Below are 18152 nucleotides of genomic sequence, written 5' to 3'. Positions count from 1 at the left end.
GTTCTCCCATGAACGAACGTCAGAAGGACCGGCCCTGGCTCATGCGGACGTACGCCGGTCACTCGACCGCCGAGGCGTCCAACGAGCTGTACCGCCGCAACCTCGCCAAGGGCCAGACGGGTCTCTCGGTCGCCTTCGATCTGCCGACGCAGACCGGATACGACCCGGACCACATCCTCGCCCGCGGCGAGGTGGGCCGTGTCGGTGTGCCCGTCTCGCACCTCGGTGACATGCGCCGACTGTTCCAGGACATCCCCCTGGAGCAGATGAACACCTCGATGACGATCAACGCGACCGCCATGTGGCTGCTGGCGCTCTACCAGGTGGTCGCGGAGGAGCAGGGGGCCGACCCCCACAAGCTCCAGGGGACCACGCAGAACGACATCGTGAAGGAGTACCTCTCGCGCGGGACGCACGTCTTCCCGCCGGTGCCCTCGCTGCGGCTGACCACCGACATGATCACGTACACGGTCAACCGCATCCCCAAGTGGAACCCGATCAACATCTGCAGCTACCACCTCCAGGAGGCGGGGGCCACCCCGGTCCAGGAGATCGCGTACGCCATGTCGACCGCCATCGCGGTGCTCGACGCGGTCCGCGACTCGGGCCAGGTGCCTCAGGAGAAGTTCGGTGATGTGGTCGCCCGGATCTCGTTCTTCGTGAACGCGGGCGTCCGCTTCATCGAGGAGATGTGCAAGATGCGCGCCTTCGGCCGCATCTGGGACCGCGTCACCCGTGAGCGGTACGGCATCACCGACGCCAAGCAGCGCCGCTTCCGCTACGGCGTCCAGGTCAACTCCCTCGGCCTGACCGAGGCGCAGCCGGAGAACAACGTCCAGCGCATCGTCCTGGAGATGCTGGCCGTCACCCTCTCCAAGGACGCCCGCGCCCGCGCCGTACAGCTCCCGGCCTGGAACGAGGCGCTGGGGCTGCCGCGCCCCTGGGACCAGCAGTGGTCGCTCCGGATCCAGCAGGTGCTGGCCCACGAGAGCGATCTGCTGGAGTACGAGGACATCTTCGCCGGTTCGCACGTCATCGAGGCCAAGGTGGAGTCCCTGGTCGAGGAGTCGCTGGCGGAGATCGACCGGATCCAGCAGATGGGCGGCGCGATGGCGGCCGTCGAGTCCGGCTACCTCAAGTCGGAGCTGGTCTCCTCGCACGCGGCCCGGCGGGCGAGGATCGAGGGCGGCGAGGAGAAGATCGTCGGCGTCAACATCTACGAGACGACCGAGCCCAACCCGCTCACCTCCGACCTCGACGGCGCGATCATGACCGTCGACCCGGCGAACGAGGCCCGGGTCGTCGCCGCCCTCCACGAGTGGCGCGACAACCGCGACGAGGCCCGGGCGACGGAGGCACTGGCCGCGCTGAAGAAGGCCGCGGCGGGCACCGAGAACATGATGGAAGCCACCGTTGAGTGCGCCCGCGCGGGCGTCACCACCGGCGAGTGGTCCTGGGCGCTGCGGGACGTCTTCGGCGAGTTCCGCGCACCCACCGGGGTCTCCTCGGCCCCGGTCGCGGTGGCCGCCGAGCCGGGCAGCACGCTCTCGCTGGTCCGCGAGAAGGTCACCCGTACCGCCGCCGATCTGGGCGTGGGACGGCTGCGCCTGCTGGTCGGCAAGCCGGGCCTGGACGGGCACTCCAACGGGGCCGAGCAGATCGCCGTACGGGCGCGGGACGCCGGGTTCGAGGTGGTCTACCAGGGCATCCGGCTGACCCCCGAGCAGATCACCGACGCGGCGCTCGCCGAGGACGTGCACTGCGTGGGGCTCTCCATCCTCTCCGGCTCGCACGCGGAGCTGGTGCCCGATGTGCTGCACCGGCTGCGCGAGGCCGGGGCGCCGGACATCCCCGTGATCGCGGGCGGCATCATCCCCCCGGCGGACGCCGCCGCGCTCATCGAAGCCGGTGTGGCCGCCGTCTTCACCCCGAAGGACTTCGGCATCACCGAGATCATCGGCCGTATCGTCGACGAGATCCGGAAAGCGAACAAGCTCGACCCTCTGGAGGTCTCCGCATGACCACGCCCACCCCCGTGAACCGGCTGCGGCCCCGCCGCTCGTGTCTGGCCGTCCCCGGCTCCAACCCGCGCTTCCTGGAGAAGGCCCAGGGCCTCCCCGCCGACCAGGTCTTCCTGGACCTGGAGGACGCCTGCGCGCCGCTCGCCAAGGAGGGCGCCCGCCACCACATCGTGGACGCGCTCAACAACGGTGACTGGAGCGGCAAGACCCGGGTCGTGCGGGTCAACGACTGGACGACGCACTGGACGTACCGGGACGTCATCACGGTCGTCGAGGGCGCGGGCCCCAACCTCGACTGCATCATGCTGCCGAAGGTCCAGGACGCCCAGCAGGTCGTGGCGCTGGACCTGCTGCTGACCCAGATCGAGAAGACGATGGGCTTCGAGGTCGGCAGGATCGGCATCGAGGCGCAGATCGAGAACGCCAAGGGCCTGGTGAACATCGACGAGATCGCCGCCGCCTCGCCCCGGCTGGAGACGCTGATCTTCGGCCCGGCCGACTTCATGGCCTCGATCAACATGAAGACCCTGGTCGTCGGCCAGCAGCCGCCCGGCTACCCGGCGGACGCGTACCACTACATCCTGATGCGCATCCTGATGGCGGCCCGCACGCACGATCTCCAGGCGATCGACGGCCCGTTCCTCCAGATCCGTGACGTGGACGCCTACCGCGAGGTGGCCGGCCGCGCCGCCGCCCTCGGCTTCGACGGCAAGTGGGTGCTGCACCCCGGCCAGGTCGACGCGGCCAACGAGGTGTTCTCGCCCTCGCAGGAGGACTACGACCACGCCGAGCTGATCCTCGACGCCTACGACTGGTGCACCTCCGAGGAGGGCGGCAAGAAGGGCTCCGCGATGCTCGGCGACGAGATGATCGACGAGGCCAGCCGCAAGATGGCCCTGGTCATCGCGGGCAAGGGCCGGGCCGCCGGAATGCAGCGCACCTCCAAGTTCGAAGCCCCGGAGGCCTGATCATGCAGTTCGGACGCACCTTTGAGGAGTTCGAGGTCGGTGCGGTCTACAAGCACTGGCCCGGGAAGACGGTCACGGAGTACGACGACCACCTCTTCTGCCTGCTGACCATGAACCACCACCCGCTGCACATGGACAGCAACTACGCGGAGAAGACGACCGACTTCGGGAAGAACGTCGTCGTCGGCAACTACATCTACTCGCTGCTGCTCGGCATGTCGGTGCCGGACGTCTCGGGCAAGGCCATCGCCAACCTGGAGGTCGAGTCGCTCAGGCACATCGCGCCGACCTTCCACGGCGACACGATCTACGGCGAGACGACCGTACTGGACAAGACGCCGTCGAAGTCGAAGAACGACCGCGGGATCGTGTACGTGGAGACCAAGGGCTACAAGCAGGACGGCACCGTCGTCTGTGTGTTCCGGCGCAAGGTGATGGTCCCGACCGAGACGTACATCAAGGAGCGCGGCGGCGAGCAGCCCGGCCGCCCCACGCCTGCCAACTAGGCGCGATCAACCAACCCGCGTGAAGCCACAGGAGAAGCAGCCATGACGCGACTCGCCCAGACCGCCGGTCTGAACGACATCCAGCGGGAAATCCTCGCCACGGTCCGGGATTTCGTCGACAAGGAGATCATTCCGGTCGCGACCCAGCTGGAGCACCGCGACGAGTACCCCACCGAAATCGTGGAGGGACTCAAGGAACTCGGCCTGTTCGGGCTGATGATCCCCGAGGAGTACGGGGGTCTGGGTGAGTCGCTGCTCACCTACGCGCTCTGCGTGGAGGAGATCGCGCGCGGCTGGATGAGCGTCTCGGGGATCATCAACACGCATTTCATCGTGGCCTACATGCTCAAGCAGCACGGCACCCAGGAGCAGAAGGACACGTTCCTGCCGCGCATGGCGCTGGGTGAGGTGCGGGGCGCGTTCTCGATGTCGGAGCCGGCGCTCGGCTCCGATGTCTCGGCGATCTCCTCCAAGGGCGTCAGGGACGGCGACAAGTACGTCCTCAACGGCCAGAAGATGTGGCTGACGAACGGCGGGACGTCCACGCTGGTGGCCGTTCTCTGCCGAAGTGACGAAGGCCACCCCGAGGGCACCGCGCCCCACAAGTCCATGACGACCTTCCTCGTCGAGAAGGAGCCCGGTTTCGGAGAGGTCCGGCCCGGCCTGACCATCCCCGGGAAGATCGACAAGATGGGTTACAAGGGCGTCGACACGACCGAGCTCATCATGGACGACCTGCGCATTCCGGCCAATCGCGTCCTGGGCGGCACGACCGGCCGAGGGTTTTACCAAATGATGGACGGTGTCGAGGTCGGCCGGGTGAATGTCGCGGCGCGTGGTTGCGGTGTCGCACAGCGTGCGTTCGAGCTGGGTGTTTCGTACGCCCAGCAGCGCCACACCTTCGGCAAACCGATCGCCCAGCACCAGGCGATCCAGTTCAAATTGGCCGAAATGGCCACCAAGGTCGAGGCCGCTCATGCGATGATGGTGAATGCGGCACGCAAAAAGGACTCCGGGGAACGCAATGACCTGGAGGCAGGGATGGCGAAGTACCTCGCCTCCGAGTACTGCAAGGAAGTCGTCGAGGACGCCTTCCGTATCCACGGCGGTTACGGCTTCTCCAAGGAGTACGAGATCGAGCGCCTCTACCGCGAGGCCCCGATGCTGCTGATCGGTGAAGGTACCGCCGAGATCCAGAAAATGATCATTGGCCGGCGCCTTCTGGAGGAGTACCGATTCCAGGGCTGATCGTCCCTTTCGAGGTGGTTTGGTGGCGAAGAAGATCACACCGAGTCATCCTCGTCGGGTGCCTTTCAGCTGTTCGACTCGGCTGCTGGCTTGCCCAGTTGCGCCCGGCACCCGATAGCATCGACGGAAAGCCGCCGTCCCCCGTTGCCAGCGCGGCATCATCCGCTACGAAGGTCATCCATGCCCGACAGCCCTATCTCCGCCCGCGGCGGGGTCCGCATCGCACGCGGAGCATCGCCGTGGCTCCTGCCGACCGTCGCCACCGCAGCCCTCAGCCTCGCCCGCGCCCGTAAGTCCGGGCGCTGGGCGGCCGTGGCCGTGCCCACCACCGCGCTCGCGGCGGGCATGCTCTGGTTCTTCCGTGACCCCGAGCGCGAGATCACTGACGGCCGGGTCATCTCCCCGGCCGACGGTGTGGTGCAGAGCATCATGCCGTGGAAGGACGGGCGCACCCGGGTCGCCATCTTCATGAGCCCGCTCAACGTCCACGTCAACCGCGCACCGCTGGCGGGCACCGTGACGTCGGTCGAGCACATCCCGGGCGGGTTCGTTCCGGCCTTCAACAAGGAGAGCGAGAACAACGAGCGCGTTGTCTGGCACTTCGACACCGAGCTCGGCGACATCGAGATGGTGCAGATCGCGGGAGCGGTCGCCCGTCGGATCGTGCCGTACCTCCCGCAGGGCACGAAGGTGGAGCAGGGTGAGCGCATCGGCCTGATCCGCTTCGGCTCGCGCGTGGACATCTACCTTCCGGAAGGTATCGATGTCGCGGTCGAGGTCGGCCAGGCCACCACCGCGGGGGTGACTCGAATTGACCGTGATTGATCCTGATACACAGGCCGGCTGGGTACCGGAGGCCGAGGAGAAGAGCGACACGGACAGCGCGGAGGACATGCCGCTGTCCATGCGGCTGTCGATAGCGGACACGCTCACCCTCGGTAACGCCACGTGCGGTTTCATGGCGGTGTACTTCACCACCACGGGGATCCTCATCCCGCACCTCACGGGCAGCGAGGAGACGGGCATGGCCCGCCACTCGGCGGCCACCGCCGTGATCCTCATGCTGATGGCGGCGATCTTCGACCTCTTCGACGGGCTCGTGGCACGCAAGCTGCGGTCCTCGCCGATGGGCGCGGAGCTGGACAACCTCTCCGACCTCATCAGCTTCGGGCTCGCCCCGGCCTACTTCGTCCTCGTGTACGGGATGGTCGCGGACGACGCCCACCAGCGGGTGTCGGCGCTGGCGGCGATCGTGGTGCTGCTCGCCGTGGTGCTCAGACTGGCCAGATTCTCCTGTGTGACCTTGAAGGACGGCATGTTCCAGGGCATGCCGAGCCCCTTCGGAGCGCTGACGGTCGTCTCGATCGTGCTCCTGGAGCTGCCCTTCGTCCCGACGCTGCTCGCGATCATCGGGGTGGCGTGGCTGATGGTGAGCCGGGTCGAGTACCCCAAGCCGCGGGGCATCCTCGCGGTGGCGATGCTCAGCTGGATCGTCGGCGCGATGGGGCTGCTGGCCGCATGGGCGTTCGACGCGCCGGGCGGTCAGCTGCTGCTCCAGACCGGCTGTGCGCTCCAGGTCGTCCTCGGTGCGGTGATCCCGCTCTTCGCCACGGCGCGACGGGTCAACACGTTCCGTGACAACCGGCGCGAGGCACGGGCGGCACAGCTCCCGTAGCGGTACGGATACAGAACAGGCCCCAGGGCCCGGATGCTCCCCGGCATCCGGGCCTTCGTGCGTTCCCAAATGCTCAGCCCTTCGGCTCCAGGCTCCAGATCAGCTCGGCGCGCAGGGGTCCGGAGCGGGCGAGGAAGTTCCCGTGGTCGGGGGCGAGGGCGGCGAGCTGGGAGGCGTGGCAGAGGACCGCCGCGCGCTTGGCCGCCCACTGCTCGTCGGAGAGCACCAGCGCGCGCTCGACGGTGGTCCGGTGGCGGCGGGTGAGCTCCTGGTAGGCGGTCCCCCACTTCTGGCTGGCGGCCAGCGCCCCGGACGCCTCGGGGGTGCCCCATTCCGGCAGGTGCCCGGTGTAGGGCAGGTCGGCGTAGACCCAGGGGGCGGGGGCGCCGGCCTCGGCGAGGGCGTGTTCGGCGCGCAGCCGTACCGCCTCGTGGTCGGGCTGGTTGCTGCCGAGGGGGACGAGGACCCGGGTGGTGGGGGCGAGGCTGCCCAGGAGGGCGTCGAGGGCGTCCGGGGCGTCGCCCTCGGTGACGTACGGGCCGTCGGGGTGGTCGATCAGGACCTGCTCGGCGCCGAGCAGCTCGCAGGCGCGGGCGTCCTCGGCGCTGCGGACCCGGTGGGCCTCGGCGGCGGTGGTGAAGCCGCAGGTGGAGTCCCACCAGGAGACGGGGGCGCCGGGCGGCGGGGGCCCGCCGTGGACGGTGACGACGGCGAGGGGGCCGGGCAGGGTGGGCAGCAGCCCGGCGAGGGAGAGCGCGGCGTCGTCGAAGTGCGGGGAGACGACGAGGGTGCGCCAGGGAGGCGGTACGGGGGTGGGCACGGTTCCTCCGGAGGTGCAGGGCTGGGCGGGGTCAGGGCGCGGGGGCCCGGGGGATGTCCAGGGCGGCGAGGGCGGTGTCCCAGGCCGCGTCGCTGCCCTCCCAGCGGCCGGGCTGCGCGGCGACGGTGGACCAGGTGATGCCGGGCGGGAGCGCTCCGGCGTCCTCGGGCGGCGTACGGCGCAGCCAGAGCAGGTCAGAAGGGTGGTCGGGGTAGCGGGAGCGCAGCAGGGTGTACAGGGCGGACAGGTCGCCGGGGCCGCTCTCGTCGAATGCGTCGTGGTGCACGTACAGGACGCGGGAGCGGGAGGCCGTCAGGGTCCGCCAGCGGGCGGCCAGGTAGGCGAACTTCTCCCGGACCGAGGGGTGCTGCTCGGCGATGAGTTCCGGGGTCAGCGGGGCGCCGTCCGGGGCGTGGAAGTCGTGGAAGAAGCGGATGCCCGAGCCCCGGTCCCGTACGCACACTCCGTTGCTGAACGGTTCGCTCAGTCCGGGACGGAGCACGTTGGCGAAGTCGGCCTCGATGATCTTCCGTACGGAGACGAGGTCGAGGTCGAGCCAGTCGAAGAAGTGGGCCCGCTCCTGGCCGGTGATGCGGCGGAGCTGGTAGGTCGACTCGCAGTGGTAGCCGAGCCCGACACAGACGTCGTACATGGCGGACTCCGTCAGGAGCCGGTGCGCCGCAGCAGGACGCCGACGCTGCCGCGTTTGCTGAGGTAGGCGCGGCCGCCGCAGACCGTCTCCAGCGCCGGGGCGACGAGCGGGGTCTCGTCGGCCTTCTCCCAGTGCGGGGCGCTCTCCAGCCAGGGGGTGAGCCGGGTGGCGAGCGTCTCGGGTTCGAGGGCGACGAAGACCAGGCCGGCCGGGAGCCGGTCGAGCAGGGCGAGGTCCTGGCCGTAGTAGAGCATCTCGATCAGGAGGTAGGCCGCTCCGGGGAGCCCCCGGCCGGCGGCCAGCTCCTCCAGGGAGTCGGGGCGGACCCGGGCGGTCTCCCCGACGCGTTCGGCCAGCCGGTGGCGGAAGGCTGAGTTGGGTTCGGTCGCGTGGACGGTGAAGCCCTTCTCCGCGAGCCGGGTGGTGAGCGCGCCTTCGCAGGCGCCGACCTCGACGAGGGGACCGCTGCCGGGCGGACAGTGCCCGGCGATCCACGCGACGGTGGCGTCCAGCCGCTCCGCCTCGTACGCGGAGGTGGCGAACTCCCACGGGTCGGGCACCGCGGCCGCGTCCTCGTCGAGGCTGGCCAGGAGCGCGAACAGCCGCTCGCGCTCCTCCGCCGGTCCCGCGGCGAAGAACCGCTCGGTGGCGTGGACCCGGCCGGTCCGCACGACGTACTCGTCGGATTCGGTGCGCAGGAGGTGGCCGCAGTGCCGGTTGACGAAGGCGAGCTTGGCCTCGACGGCGGCGCGGTCCAGCGGCCGGTCGAGGTCGCTGATGAACTGGAGGTACGGGGAGTGGCCCACGGCGTGCAGGACGGACGGCCCGTCCGGCGGGACGGCGGCGGCGACGTCCCGGCCGAGGCGGCCCCTGCTACGGCGGGTGTCGGCGGGCGAGTGGGTCCAGAGCCGGGCGCGCACGCCCTGGGCCGCCGCCTCGATCAGGGCGGCCAGCGCCGTCGGGCCCGGTGAGGCGGCGCTCTCGTCGACGGGCCGGATGTGCCGGGCGACGGCGGCGAGGCGCTCGGCGGCCGGTACGCCCGCCGGGAGCACCAGGTGTTCGGCGGTGTCCCCGAGGAGGACATGGACCTCACGGCCCTTGCCCTGGGGGCGGGTGGACTCGCGGCCCCCTTGGCCCTCGCCCTCCTGGCCGGTGGGTCCGGGGTCGGTGAGCACGGTCCCGGGGCCGGTGAGCCCCGTGCCGGGGTCGGTGGGCGCGGTCCCGGGGTCGGTGGGCGCGATCCCCGGGTCGGTGGGCGCGGTCCCCGGGTCGGTGAGCACGGAGAGGAAGTCCAGAACGGCGTCCTCGGCCCTGAGCACGGCCACGATGTCGATCACGGGATGGATCCCCTCAGCAGAGACGCGGGCGAGCAGCGGATACACGGGCGGAAACGGAACGGCCCGCGCCCCGGGCGGCCCCGGGTCCGGAGTCGAGCTAACCACCGCCACCCCATGTGGTCCAGACCAATTTTCCGCCGAACACGGAACCCGTACAGGGTGGTTACGAGGCGTCCGGGCCCCCACTGCCGCCTCTGCCGTACGGGAGTTCCACCCGCCCGCCATGGCCTGCTTTCAGCCACCGGGGCCCGCGGACGGTGGCGCATACCACGGCCCGCTCCCCCGCACCAGAGGCGAACCCCTCCCGGTGGCTGAGAAGTTGCGGCAGCGGGATGAGTACCGGACTCCTGTCAACGCGGCGCGCCGCCCTCCTAGAATCGCCTCGCACCCGATGCCCCGACCACTCGGACGGGGCGCGGAGCGGGGGACGACGGGGGGCCGATGATGACGAGGCAGAGGCGCGGCGGGGCACGCGTGGTGGCGGTCGCGGCGGCGGGGATGCTGCTGGCGGGCTGCGGAAGCTCGGGGACGGAGGCCGGGAAGGAACCGGATCCGAAGCCGTCCGCTTCGGTGCGGCAGGCCGGGGAGTCGGCGGAGCCGTCCGGGACGCCCGATCCGGAGAAGCCCGAGGAGTCGGAGAAGCCCGGGAAGCCCGAGGAGACCACCGAGCCCGGTGCGCTGCCCAGCGCGTACGAGTTCACTCCCGACCCGGCCCGGGTCCCGAAGAACGCGGCCGAGGCCCGCAGGCTGACGCGCAACGCCGCCCTCGGGGAGTCCGACTGGTCGGCCGGGATGGTGAAGGCCACGCCGTACGAGAGCGGGGGCACCTGGCCCGTCCTGGCCGACACCTGCGTCTGGAGCCGGACCGCGCTGCCCGCCGGGGTGCTGGACCGGTTCACCCGGCGGCTCGACGTCCCGGCCCAGGGCGGCAAGGGGCGGGTCCAGGGGGCGGTCACCGTGACGGTGCACCGGACCGAGGCGGGCGCGGAGCGGGAGATCAAGGACACCGTCCAGGAGAGCTTCCGCTGCCCGGCGCAGGAGCTGGGCGGCGGGCAGCGGCTGAGCGGGCTGATGTCCCTCCAGTACGACCCGAAGGACGTACGCAACGCGGACGCCTCGCTGTTCGAGGCGGGGAAGTACTCCGGTCCCGGTTCGGACGGCGTCCAGGACTACGTCTGGAGCAAGTCCCGGATCGGGACCGTGACGACGGCCGTCTCGGTCAAGGGCGCCAAGGGCTACCAGACCGTCGACCTGATGCGGATCGCGGCCGAGGGCGGGGCCAAGGTGCTCTACCGCGTCGAACTGGAGCTGAAGTGACGGCGGGCCGGGGCCTGTTGGACGACGAGGCGCCTTCGGGTGCGCACGACACGATTCGGGGACGTAACCGCTGATGGAACCGCTCCGTTCCACGGACCCCGCGCGGATCGCCGGGTACCGCGTCCTCGGCCGGCTCGGGGCCGGGGGCATGGGCGTGGTGCTGCTGGGCCGGTCACCCGGCGGCGCGCTGGTGGCCATCAAGCTGATCCGGGCCGAGTACGCGGACGACGCCGGGTTCCGCACCCGGTTCCGGCGCGAGGTGGCGATCGCCCGGCAGGTGCGCAACCGGTGGGCGGTGCCGGTGGTCGACGCCGACACCGAGGCGGCGGCGCCGTGGCTGGCCACCGAGTTCGTGCCGGGGCCCGCGCTGAGTGAGGCGGTGGGGGGCGGGGCGCCGCTGCCGGAGCGCAGTGTGCGGGCGCTCGGCTCGATGCTGGCGGAGGCGCTGGAGGCCGTCCACGGGGCGGGGCTCGTCCACCGGGACGTGAAGCCCGGCAACGTTCTGCTGGGGCTTGACGGGCCCCGGCTGATCGACTTCGGGATCGCGCGGGCCCTGGACGACACCGTCCTCACGGCGACCGACGCGATCGTCGGCTCCCCCGGCTTCCTCTCCCCGGAGCAGGCGCAGGGGCGGCGGATCGGCCCGCCGAGCGACGTCTTCTCGCTGGGCTGCGTCCTGGTGTACGCGGCGACCGGCGGGCGGCCGTTCGGCAGCGGCCCGGTGGAGGCGATGCTCTTCCGTACGGTGCACGACCCGGCGGAGCTGGGCGCGCTGCCGCCGGGGCTGCGGCCCGTGGTGGAGGCGTGCCTGTCGAAGGAGCCGGAGGGGCGGCCGACCGCCGGGGAGATCCGGCGGGCCTTCGCCGAGGACACCTCGGGCGGCAGCTGGCTGCCCGGCCCGGTGACCCATCTGATCGCCGAGCGCTCGGCCCGGATGCTCGCCCTGCCCGACATCGAGGCGACCAGCCTGGACGCCGGATCCACGGTGGCGAACGGTGAGACCGGCGCGTCCGGTGAGACCGGCGGGACCGGGGCCGGGAGCCGGGACACCACCGCCGTCCCGCGCTCCCCCGGGCGCCGCCGCTTCCTCGCGTACGTCACCGGCGGCGCGGTCCTCGCCGCCGCGGGCGGGACCACCGCCTGGCTGGCCGGGCTGAAGGACGAGAAGGACCCGGTCGGCCAGGGCCGGGGCAAGGGGGACGGGAGGACACCGACCGCCCGGCCCCAGCTGCGCATCGGGCTCCAGGCCGACCTCAGCGGGCCGTCGGCGGCCGTCGGCAGGGGCCAGGAGCGGGCGGCGCTCCTGGCCGTCGAGGAGCACAACGCCCGCGAGGACGCCCCGTTCACGCTGCGCCTGGTGACGGCCGACGACGGAGGTGACGCGGCGCGGGCGACGGCGGCGGTGCGGCGGTTCGCCGGGGACCCGCTGCTGGTGGCGGCGGTCGGGGCGACCGGCACGGAGGCGGCGCGCGAGGCGCTGGTCGCGTACGACGAGGCGGCTCTGCCGCTGCTCAGCGTGGTGGACGGGGACACCCGGAACCTGAACCGGATCTTCCTCTGCGCCCGGCCGCGCAACGACATGCAGATGCTGCCGGTGGCGCAGTTCCTGGGGGCGTACGACATCGACACCGTCGCGCTGGTGGACGACGGGACCGAGTACGGCCACCAGACCACGCGCTTCCTCAGCACCGGGCTGCGGGCCAACGGCCGCACGGTCCTCGCGGAGACGGTGCGGGAGGGCGCCTCGGACCTGGACGCCGAGGCGGAGCGGATCGCGGCGAAGAAGCCGGGGGCGGTGGTGTACGGGGGCGGGTGGCGGGATGCGGGCCGGTTCGCGCGGGCGCTGACGAAGGCGGGGTTCCAGGGGCCCAGGATCGGCACCCAGGCCGTGCACGATCCCCGGTTCCTGGCGGAGGCGGGTGCGGACGCGGCGGGGTGGCTGGTCGTGTCGACCGCCGCCGACCCCGCCTCCGTACCCTCGGTCCGCTCCTTCGCCGCCGCCTACCGCAAGCGCTTCGACAGCGCGCCGCCGCTGCTCGCCGCCGAGGCGTACGACGCGGTGGGGCTGATCGCGGCCTGCGCGGAGGGGACGGGCCGGGAGACGGTGACGCGGCAGGACATGGTGTCCGTGCTGCGCTCGACGCGGTACAAGGGTGTCTCCAAGAGCTATGCGTTCGAACCCGCCACCGGGATGTACGCCGGGACCGGGGTCTTCATCTACCGCGTGGAGCGGGGCCGTTTCCGGTACCTCGGGATGGACGGCCGCGAGGTCTGAATCCGGCCCGGACCATCTGGTCTTTCTCGCCAAGTGCCGCGCCGGGGGCAGGTGTTCACCCGGCGGCGATATGATCCGACGGGCCGCCCGGGGCTTCCTCCGGAGGGCCGTGCGATGTGCCCGCCGCGTCATCGCGGCACCTCGCCGAACGTTCCCAGAGCACTTCAGAGCACCCATCAGAGCACCCAGAGGTCATACGGTGAGCACCCCGCAGCCCCACCTCTCCGGCAACGAGCTCGCCGGTACCGACCGGACGCGTCTGCGCCGCATGAAGGACAAGGCACGCACCGCGCGTGCCGACCTGGACGCGATCCTCGCGGCCGGGTTCGTCTGCCATCTGGGCGTCGTCGTGGACGGTACGCCGAGGGTCGTGCCCACGGTGTACGGCGCGACCGCCGACACCCTCTACTTCCACGGCTCGGTCGCCACCCCCAGCCTGGTCCGGGCGCCGGAGGCCGAGGTCTGTGTGACGGTGACCCATGTGGACGGCGTGGTGGTCGCCCGCTCGCTCTTCGAGCACAGCGTCAACTACCGCAGCGCGATGGTCTACGGGACGCCCCGGCAGGTGACCGACGAGGACGAGAAGCTGGCGGGGCTGCGGGTGGTGACCGAGCAGGCGGCGCCCGGCCAGTGGGAGTACGCGCGGCGCCCCAACCGCAAGGAGCTGGCGGCCACTTCGCTGCTGGCGCTGGGGCTGGACGAGGCGTCGGTGAAGGTGCGGACGGGACCGCCGGACGACGCCGACAGCCCGGACGCCGCGCTCGGCCTGTGGGCCGGGGTGCTGCCGCTGACCACCGTACGCGGGACTCCGGTGCCCGACCCGGCCCTCCCGGACTCCATCGCACCGCCCGCCCATCTGCTGCGGCCCTGAGGCTTTTACGGCCGAGGCTGCTACGGCCCTGAGACATTCGCGACCCCTGAGGGCACCGTCAGCCCAGGAACGGTTCCGTGTACGAGTAGGGCAGCACGGCCCGGACCCGGAAGCCGCCGCCCGGGACCGGGCCCGCGTGGAGCGTGCCGTGCAGATCGGACACCCGGCGGCGGAGCCCGGCCAGTCCGTGGCCGCCGGGGGCGATGCCCGGGAGCGGCTCGGCCACCGGGTTCGCGCTGTGGACGGTGAGGGCGAGCACGTCCGGGCCCTGGTCGACGACGACACGGACGGAGGCCAGCGGCGCGTGCCGACAGGCGTTGGCCAGCGCCTCCTGGGCGACGCGGTAGGCGGCCTGCTGGACGGGCAGGGGGCAGCGGGCCCGGTCCGTGGCTCCCAGGTAGTCCAGGCGCGCGTGCGGGCCCACGGCTTTCACCAGGGCGGGGAGTTCGGCCAGCCCCGGTGTCTCCAGGGCGCCGACCGTGCGGCGGACCTCGCCCAGCGCCTCGACGGCGTGCTGCCGGACGGGGTCGTCGGCCGGGAGCTTGAGCACGATCAGGCTCAGGTGATAGGCGAGGCTGTCGTGCATGTCACGGGCGATGCGCTCACGCTCAGCTATCACCGCACCGATTCCCGAGAGCGTGCGCTCCCGTTCACGACTGCGCACCAGCTCGCATGCCTTGTCCGTCAGTTCGCGATGTGCAGCGGTCACCGAGCCCAGACAGACCGGGGCGAGCACCAGCAGAGCGGCGGCCAGCGCGTGCAGGATGGCCTGTTCCCAGGACCATGCGACGGGCAGCGAGTGCGGCCAGGGGAAGGCCATCACCAGGCCGACCGCACCGGCCCAGATCCAGACCCGGGCGCGCGGGGCGCCGCCGCGGGCGAGGGCGTACAGCGGGAAGATGGCCGGCAGCCAGAGGTAGCTGCTGGCGAGGGCGGGCAGCGAGACCACCAGTACCGCCTGCGGGAAGCGGCGGCGGAACGGCAGGGCGGCCGCCGCCGCCACCGCCCAGGGCAGCACCCAGGCCGGGCCGAGCATCCGGGTCGCGCCGATCTCCAGCAGGGCCAGGAGGACGATGGCCGCCTCGGCCAGGAAAGGCTTTTTGAAAATGCTCATGCCAATCCCGCCTTTTGCGCGACGGAGGCGAGCGCCACCCTGTTGGGAACTCCCAGTTTGCTTTTGAGTACACCCACATGAGTCTTCACGGTGGTGACGCCGATATTGAGCTGCCGGGCGATTTCGGCGTTCTGGAGACCCAGTGCGAGAAGCGTGAGGACCTCCCGCTCACGCTCCGTCACATGGTCGAGTGGAAGGACCGCCTCCTCGACTGCCGAGTGGGCGAGTCCCCCTGTGACAACGGCGGCGCTGACGGGCGGAACATATATCACACCGCCGACCGCGAGAGCGCGTAGGGAATGCGCCAGGAATTCCGGATGCATGTCCTTGAGAAGAAAGCCCGAAGCCCCCGCGCGCAGTGCGTCCGCGACCGCGCCCGGCACCTCGGAGGCGGTGAGCACGGCCACCGCGGGGGCCGGCTCCAGCGACCGTAAGGCGGCCAGCAGCTCCAGCCAGTCATGGCCCGGCATCACCAGGTCCAGCAGCACGACGTCGGCCCGTGACCTGCGCGCCTCGTCCAACGCCCCGACGGGGTGGCTCACCGAGACGCCGAAGCCCGGAAAGGACGACACCAGCAGCCGCAGAGCCTCTCGCACCAGCGCCTCGTCGTCTATCACCAGGACACGGACCATCAGGCGCCCCCCGAGCGTACCGGCGGCTTCAAGTAGGAGGAACAAATCCTCCTTCGGTCGTACGCCGCATCGCGAGAAAAGTATCACTATTAAAGGAAAGGATCACCCTCCTGAAATCACTGCGAAGCCGTACCGCGCCCGGACGATAAGAGGCACTTATGGGGGAAACCGGTATGACACCGCGACGGCGCCTCAAAGCGCGGGCGGAAGATGCCGGGATCTTGTCCCCGGGACTTCGCGATAGGGCGGAAAGCCGGTAACCCCGGTGTCGAACCGTACGATCGCTCTCCGCACAGCAAGCACCGCCCGGTCAACCCGCAAGCACCGCTCGCCTCGTCCCCACAGGAGCACTTCGTGATGATCCGCGTCGCCGTGGCCGACGCGCACGCACCGGCCCGCTCCGGACTGCGCATGATCTTGGACTCCGCACCGGACGTGTGTGTCCTCGACGCCTTCGACACGGCCGAGAACCTGCTCGCGAAGGCCGCCGGACTCCAGCTCGACGTCGTGGTCATGGACGCGCGTCAACCCGGAACCGACGTCCTGGACACCGCGATCGTGAGCCGGATCGTCTCCGAACTCGGCTGCGGTCCCGTGCTGATCACCCTCAACGACCATGACACCCACCTCTTCGGGGCGCTGGCCGCCGGAGCCCGCGGCTTCCTCTCCGCCGACACCGACCCGCACGACCTGCTCTCCGCCGTGCGGGCGGTCGCCTCGGGCGGATCGTGGCTCGGCCCGAAGCACACCCGGAGGCTGACGGAGGAGTACCGCCGTATCGCGCGCCCGGGGCCGGAGGCCGGACCACCGCCGCAGGCCGGGGACGGGCAGCCCGGCGGCCGGCTCAGCGAGCGTGAGCACGAGGTCCTGGCTCTGGTCGGGGAGGGGCGCACCAACCAGGAGATCGCCGAGCGCCTCACCCTGAGCCCGCTCACCGCCAAGACGTACGTCAGCAGGATCATGACCAAGCTCGGGGCCCGCGACCGGGTCCAGCTCGCGCTCCTCGCCGTGGGGTCCCGCCGCACGGCGGGACCCGTCCCCGTACGGGCCGAGCGGCCCTCCCTCTCCCGGATACCGCGGCCGAAGGCTTCCCGCACACGGATGCCCGCCGCGGTCAGGCTCTCCGCGGCGGGCCAGGTTCCGCCCCCTCCCCCGTGACCGGGCCGTGTGCTACGCGGCGCCCTCCCGGGCCAGCAGCTCCCGCAGTACCTCCAGGATCAGCCCGGCATCCTCCGGTGACGTACGCCAGTTGGCGAAGACGGGGCGCAGGGCTGCCCGGCCGTCGAACGTCGTGGCGCCCAGGTGGACCCGGCCGTCCAGCAGGAGCTGTTCGGCCAGCCTCCGGTTGAGGGCGTCCAGTTCGCTCTCCGGCACCCCGCTCGGGCGCACCCGGAAGCAGACCGCGTTCAGCACCACCGGGGCGAGCAGCTCCAGCTCCGGGTCCTGCCGCACCCGCTCGCCGAACCCCGTCGCCACCGCGAGGTGGCGCGAGACCAACTGCCGGTAGCCGTCCCGCCCGTAGGCGGCGAGGGTGGCCCAGACCGCGAGGCCCCGGGCCCGCCGGGAGTTGTCGGGGCCGAGGTTGGCGTAGTTGATGTGCGGGTCGTCCACGTCCACCAGATAGGCGGCCTGGTTGGTGAAGACCGACCCGAGCAGCGCCGGGTCGCGGACGAAGCTGAAGCCGGTGTCGAAGGGGACGTTGAGCCATTTGTGCCCGTCGACGGTGACCGAGTGGGCGCGCTCGACGCCCTCCACCAGGTGCGCGGTACGTGCGTCCAGCGCCGCGAACAGCCCGAACGCCCCGTCCACATGGAGCCATACGTCGAACTCGGCAGCCAGGTCGGCCAGTTCGGCCACCGGGTCGAACCGGCCCGCGTCCGGTTCACCGGCCGTGGCCACCAGGACGGCCGGTGCGCCGTCCAGCTCCGTCAGCGCGGTGCGCAGCGCGTCCAGGTCCAGGCGGCCGGTGGTGTCGGCGGTGATCCGGCGCAGGGCCGAGCGGCCGAGGCCCAGCATCCCGAGGGACTTGGCGATGCTGGCGTGGGCGAACCCGCTGCCGAAGACCGGCATCGGGGGCAGCCCGGCCAGCCCCTGGACGTCCACGTCCACGCCGTGCCGCCGGGCCCACCAGCGGCGGGCGGCGGCCAGGCCGGTGAAGTTGGCCATGGTGCCGCCGGTGGTGGTGACCGCGCCCCACTCCGGCGGGAGCCCGAACAGCTCCTTCAGCCAGCCCAGCGCCACCGTCTCCAGGTGGGCCGCGAGCGGGGAGCAGACCCAGGCGGCGGCGTTCTGGTCGATGGTGGCGGCCAGCCAGTCCGCGCCGAGTGCGGCCGGTGTGGTGCCGCCGGTGACGAAGTGGAAGTAGCGCGGGCCGGAGGAGCGGACGGCCTGCGGCAGGGCGTGCTCGGCCAGTTCGCGTACGGCCGCCGCCGCGCCCATGCCCTGGCCGGGCAGCGGTCCGGCGAAGCGGGCCAGGGCGTACTGCCAGTCGTCCTCGTGCTGCCGCCGGGGCGCCGCGGGCTCGTCGGCGAGCGCGGCGACGTACTCCGCGGCGGCCTTTCCGGCCAGTTCGAGTACGGCGGCGCTGTCGTCGGGCAGGGAGGGCGGCAGGCCCTCGGCGGGGTGCGGGGCGGTGTCGCCGGTGGGCGAGGGGCGCATGGTTCTGGTTCCTTCTGACGGGGCGGCGGCCGTACGCGGGCACGGCCGCCGCGCATGG

At 71.6% G+C, this 18152-nt stretch carries 16 protein-coding genes; 10 read left to right on the top strand and 6 right to left on the bottom strand.

Annotation, left to right across the window (positions count from 1 at the left end):
- The first annotated feature begins 8 nt into the window (after positions 1 to 8).
- The 6 genes from ACFW9Z_RS10975 (at position 9) to pssA (ending at position 6418) form a co-directional block, all read left to right on the top strand.
- Positions 9 to 2021, top strand: a complete 2013-nt coding sequence (locus tag ACFW9Z_RS10975; protein ID WP_384637701.1) for a protein meaA — start codon at positions 9 to 11, stop codon at positions 2019 to 2021.
- Entirely contained in the window at positions 2018 to 2989 is a 972-nt protein-coding gene (locus tag ACFW9Z_RS10970; protein ID WP_384637699.1) for an HpcH/HpaI aldolase/citrate lyase family protein, read from the top strand. Before ACFW9Z_RS10975 ends, ACFW9Z_RS10970 begins: the two co-directional genes overlap by 4 nt.
- Before the next feature lie 2 nt (positions 2990 to 2991).
- Entirely contained in the window at positions 2992 to 3495 is a 504-nt protein-coding gene (locus ACFW9Z_RS10965) for a MaoC family dehydratase (protein ID WP_384637696.1), read from the top strand.
- 42 nt (positions 3496 to 3537) lie between these two features.
- The gene (locus tag ACFW9Z_RS10960; RefSeq protein WP_384637693.1) at positions 3538 to 4743 is read left to right on the top strand and encodes an acyl-CoA dehydrogenase family protein; all 1206 of its coding nucleotides are present in this window, start codon (positions 3538 to 3540) and stop codon (positions 4741 to 4743) included.
- A 180-nt stretch (positions 4744 to 4923) separates the two neighbouring features.
- On the top strand, positions 4924 to 5568 hold the full coding sequence (locus ACFW9Z_RS10955) for a phosphatidylserine decarboxylase (protein WP_384637689.1): 645 nt from the start codon (positions 4924 to 4926) through the stop codon (positions 5566 to 5568).
- Positions 5555 to 6418 (top strand): CDP-diacylglycerol--serine O-phosphatidyltransferase, encoded by an 864-nt coding sequence (gene pssA, locus ACFW9Z_RS10950; protein WP_384637686.1) that lies wholly within the window; start codon positions 5555 to 5557, stop codon positions 6416 to 6418. Before ACFW9Z_RS10955 ends, pssA begins: the two co-directional genes overlap by 14 nt.
- Before the next feature lie 73 nt (positions 6419 to 6491).
- Here pssA and ACFW9Z_RS10945 read toward each other — a convergent pair whose 3' ends face one another.
- The 3 genes from ACFW9Z_RS10945 to ACFW9Z_RS10935 are packed head-to-tail and all read right to left on the bottom strand — an operon-like array spanning position 6492 to position 9227.
- On the bottom strand, positions 6492 to 7238 hold the full coding sequence (locus ACFW9Z_RS10945) for a PIG-L deacetylase family protein (RefSeq protein ID WP_384637683.1): 747 nt from the start codon (positions 7236 to 7238) through the stop codon (positions 6492 to 6494).
- Between the two features lie 31 nt (positions 7239 to 7269).
- Positions 7270 to 7890 carry a DUF1796 family putative cysteine peptidase gene (locus ACFW9Z_RS10940; RefSeq protein ID WP_384637680.1) on the bottom strand — a complete coding sequence of 207 codons (621 nt, stop codon included), beginning with the start codon at positions 7888 to 7890 and terminating at the stop codon, positions 7270 to 7272.
- An 11-nt stretch (positions 7891 to 7901) separates the two neighbouring features.
- Positions 7902 to 9227 carry a hypothetical protein gene (locus tag ACFW9Z_RS10935; protein WP_384637677.1) on the bottom strand — a complete coding sequence of 442 codons (1326 nt, stop codon included), beginning with the start codon at positions 9225 to 9227 and terminating at the stop codon, positions 7902 to 7904.
- Between the two features lie 441 nt (positions 9228 to 9668).
- Here ACFW9Z_RS10935 and ACFW9Z_RS10930 point away from each other — a divergent pair, with 441 nt between their 5' ends.
- From ACFW9Z_RS10930 to ACFW9Z_RS10920, 3 genes are all read left to right on the top strand, one after another.
- Positions 9669 to 10544 carry a hypothetical protein gene (locus tag ACFW9Z_RS10930; protein ID WP_384637674.1) on the top strand — a complete coding sequence of 292 codons (876 nt, stop codon included), beginning with the start codon at positions 9669 to 9671 and terminating at the stop codon, positions 10542 to 10544.
- A 73-nt stretch (positions 10545 to 10617) separates the two neighbouring features.
- On the top strand, positions 10618 to 12819 hold the full coding sequence (locus ACFW9Z_RS10925) for a bifunctional serine/threonine-protein kinase/ABC transporter substrate-binding protein (RefSeq protein WP_384637672.1): 2202 nt from the start codon (positions 10618 to 10620) through the stop codon (positions 12817 to 12819).
- 199 nt (positions 12820 to 13018) lie between these two features.
- Entirely contained in the window at positions 13019 to 13690 is a 672-nt protein-coding gene (locus ACFW9Z_RS10920; RefSeq protein ID WP_384637670.1) for a pyridoxamine 5'-phosphate oxidase family protein, read from the top strand.
- A gap of 58 nt (positions 13691 to 13748) precedes the next feature.
- Here ACFW9Z_RS10920 and ACFW9Z_RS10915 read toward each other — a convergent pair whose 3' ends face one another.
- Positions 13749 to 14804 (bottom strand): sensor histidine kinase, encoded by a 1056-nt coding sequence (locus tag ACFW9Z_RS10915; RefSeq protein WP_384637668.1) that lies wholly within the window; start codon positions 14802 to 14804, stop codon positions 13749 to 13751.
- Positions 14801 to 15436, bottom strand: coding sequence for a response regulator (locus ACFW9Z_RS10910; RefSeq protein ID WP_384637665.1), 636 nt, complete (start codon positions 15434 to 15436; stop codon positions 14801 to 14803). The genes ACFW9Z_RS10915 and ACFW9Z_RS10910 overlap by 4 nt, the downstream gene beginning before the upstream one ends.
- Before the next feature lie 357 nt (positions 15437 to 15793).
- Between ACFW9Z_RS10910 and ACFW9Z_RS10905 the strand changes: the two genes are divergently transcribed.
- The gene (locus tag ACFW9Z_RS10905; protein ID WP_384638231.1) at positions 15794 to 16594 is read left to right on the top strand and encodes a response regulator transcription factor; all 801 of its coding nucleotides are present in this window, start codon (positions 15794 to 15796) and stop codon (positions 16592 to 16594) included.
- A 12-nt stretch (positions 16595 to 16606) separates the two neighbouring features.
- On the opposite strand, the gene ACFW9Z_RS10900 is transcribed toward ACFW9Z_RS10905, so the two are convergent.
- Positions 16607 to 18094, bottom strand: a complete 1488-nt coding sequence (locus ACFW9Z_RS10900; RefSeq protein ID WP_384637663.1) for a pyridoxal phosphate-dependent decarboxylase family protein — start codon at positions 18092 to 18094, stop codon at positions 16607 to 16609.
- Between the last annotated feature and the right edge of the window lie 58 nt (positions 18095 to 18152).

This window comes from Streptomyces sp. NPDC059452 (assembly GCF_042750035.1).
Lineage (GTDB): Bacteria > Actinomycetota > Actinomycetes > Streptomycetales > Streptomycetaceae > Streptomyces.
Note: the sequence above shows the minus strand (reverse complement) of the source record. Positions and strands in the feature narration are given on the sequence as shown.

Excerpts from the sequence above, each read along its gene's own strand:
- ACFW9Z_RS10975 (WP_384637701.1), top strand. The coding sequence starts at position 9 with ATGAACGAACGTCAGAAGGACCGGCCCTGGCTCATGCGGACGTACGCC.
- ACFW9Z_RS10970 (WP_384637699.1), top strand. The coding sequence starts at position 2,018 with ATGACCACGCCCACCCCCGTGAACCGGCTGCGGCCCCGCCGCTCGTGT.
- ACFW9Z_RS10965 (WP_384637696.1), top strand. The coding sequence starts at position 2,992 with ATGCAGTTCGGACGCACCTTTGAGGAGTTCGAGGTCGGTGCGGTCTAC.
- ACFW9Z_RS10960 (WP_384637693.1), top strand. The coding sequence starts at position 3,538 with ATGACGCGACTCGCCCAGACCGCCGGTCTGAACGACATCCAGCGGGAA.
- ACFW9Z_RS10955 (WP_384637689.1), top strand. The coding sequence starts at position 4,924 with ATGCCCGACAGCCCTATCTCCGCCCGCGGCGGGGTCCGCATCGCACGC.
- ACFW9Z_RS10940 (WP_384637680.1), bottom strand. The coding sequence starts at position 7,890 with ATGTACGACGTCTGTGTCGGGCTCGGCTACCACTGCGAGTCGACCTAC.
- ACFW9Z_RS10930 (WP_384637674.1), top strand. The coding sequence starts at position 9,669 with ATGATGACGAGGCAGAGGCGCGGCGGGGCACGCGTGGTGGCGGTCGCG.
- ACFW9Z_RS10925 (WP_384637672.1), top strand. The coding sequence starts at position 10,618 with ATGGAACCGCTCCGTTCCACGGACCCCGCGCGGATCGCCGGGTACCGC.
- ACFW9Z_RS10915 (WP_384637668.1), bottom strand. The coding sequence starts at position 14,804 with ATGAGCATTTTCAAAAAGCCTTTCCTGGCCGAGGCGGCCATCGTCCTC.
- ACFW9Z_RS10910 (WP_384637665.1), bottom strand. The coding sequence starts at position 15,436 with ATGGTCCGTGTCCTGGTGATAGACGACGAGGCGCTGGTGCGAGAGGCT.
- ACFW9Z_RS10905 (WP_384638231.1), top strand. The coding sequence starts at position 15,794 with ATGATCCGCGTCGCCGTGGCCGACGCGCACGCACCGGCCCGCTCCGGA.
- ACFW9Z_RS10900 (WP_384637663.1), bottom strand. The coding sequence starts at position 18,094 with ATGCGCCCCTCGCCCACCGGCGACACCGCCCCGCACCCCGCCGAGGGC.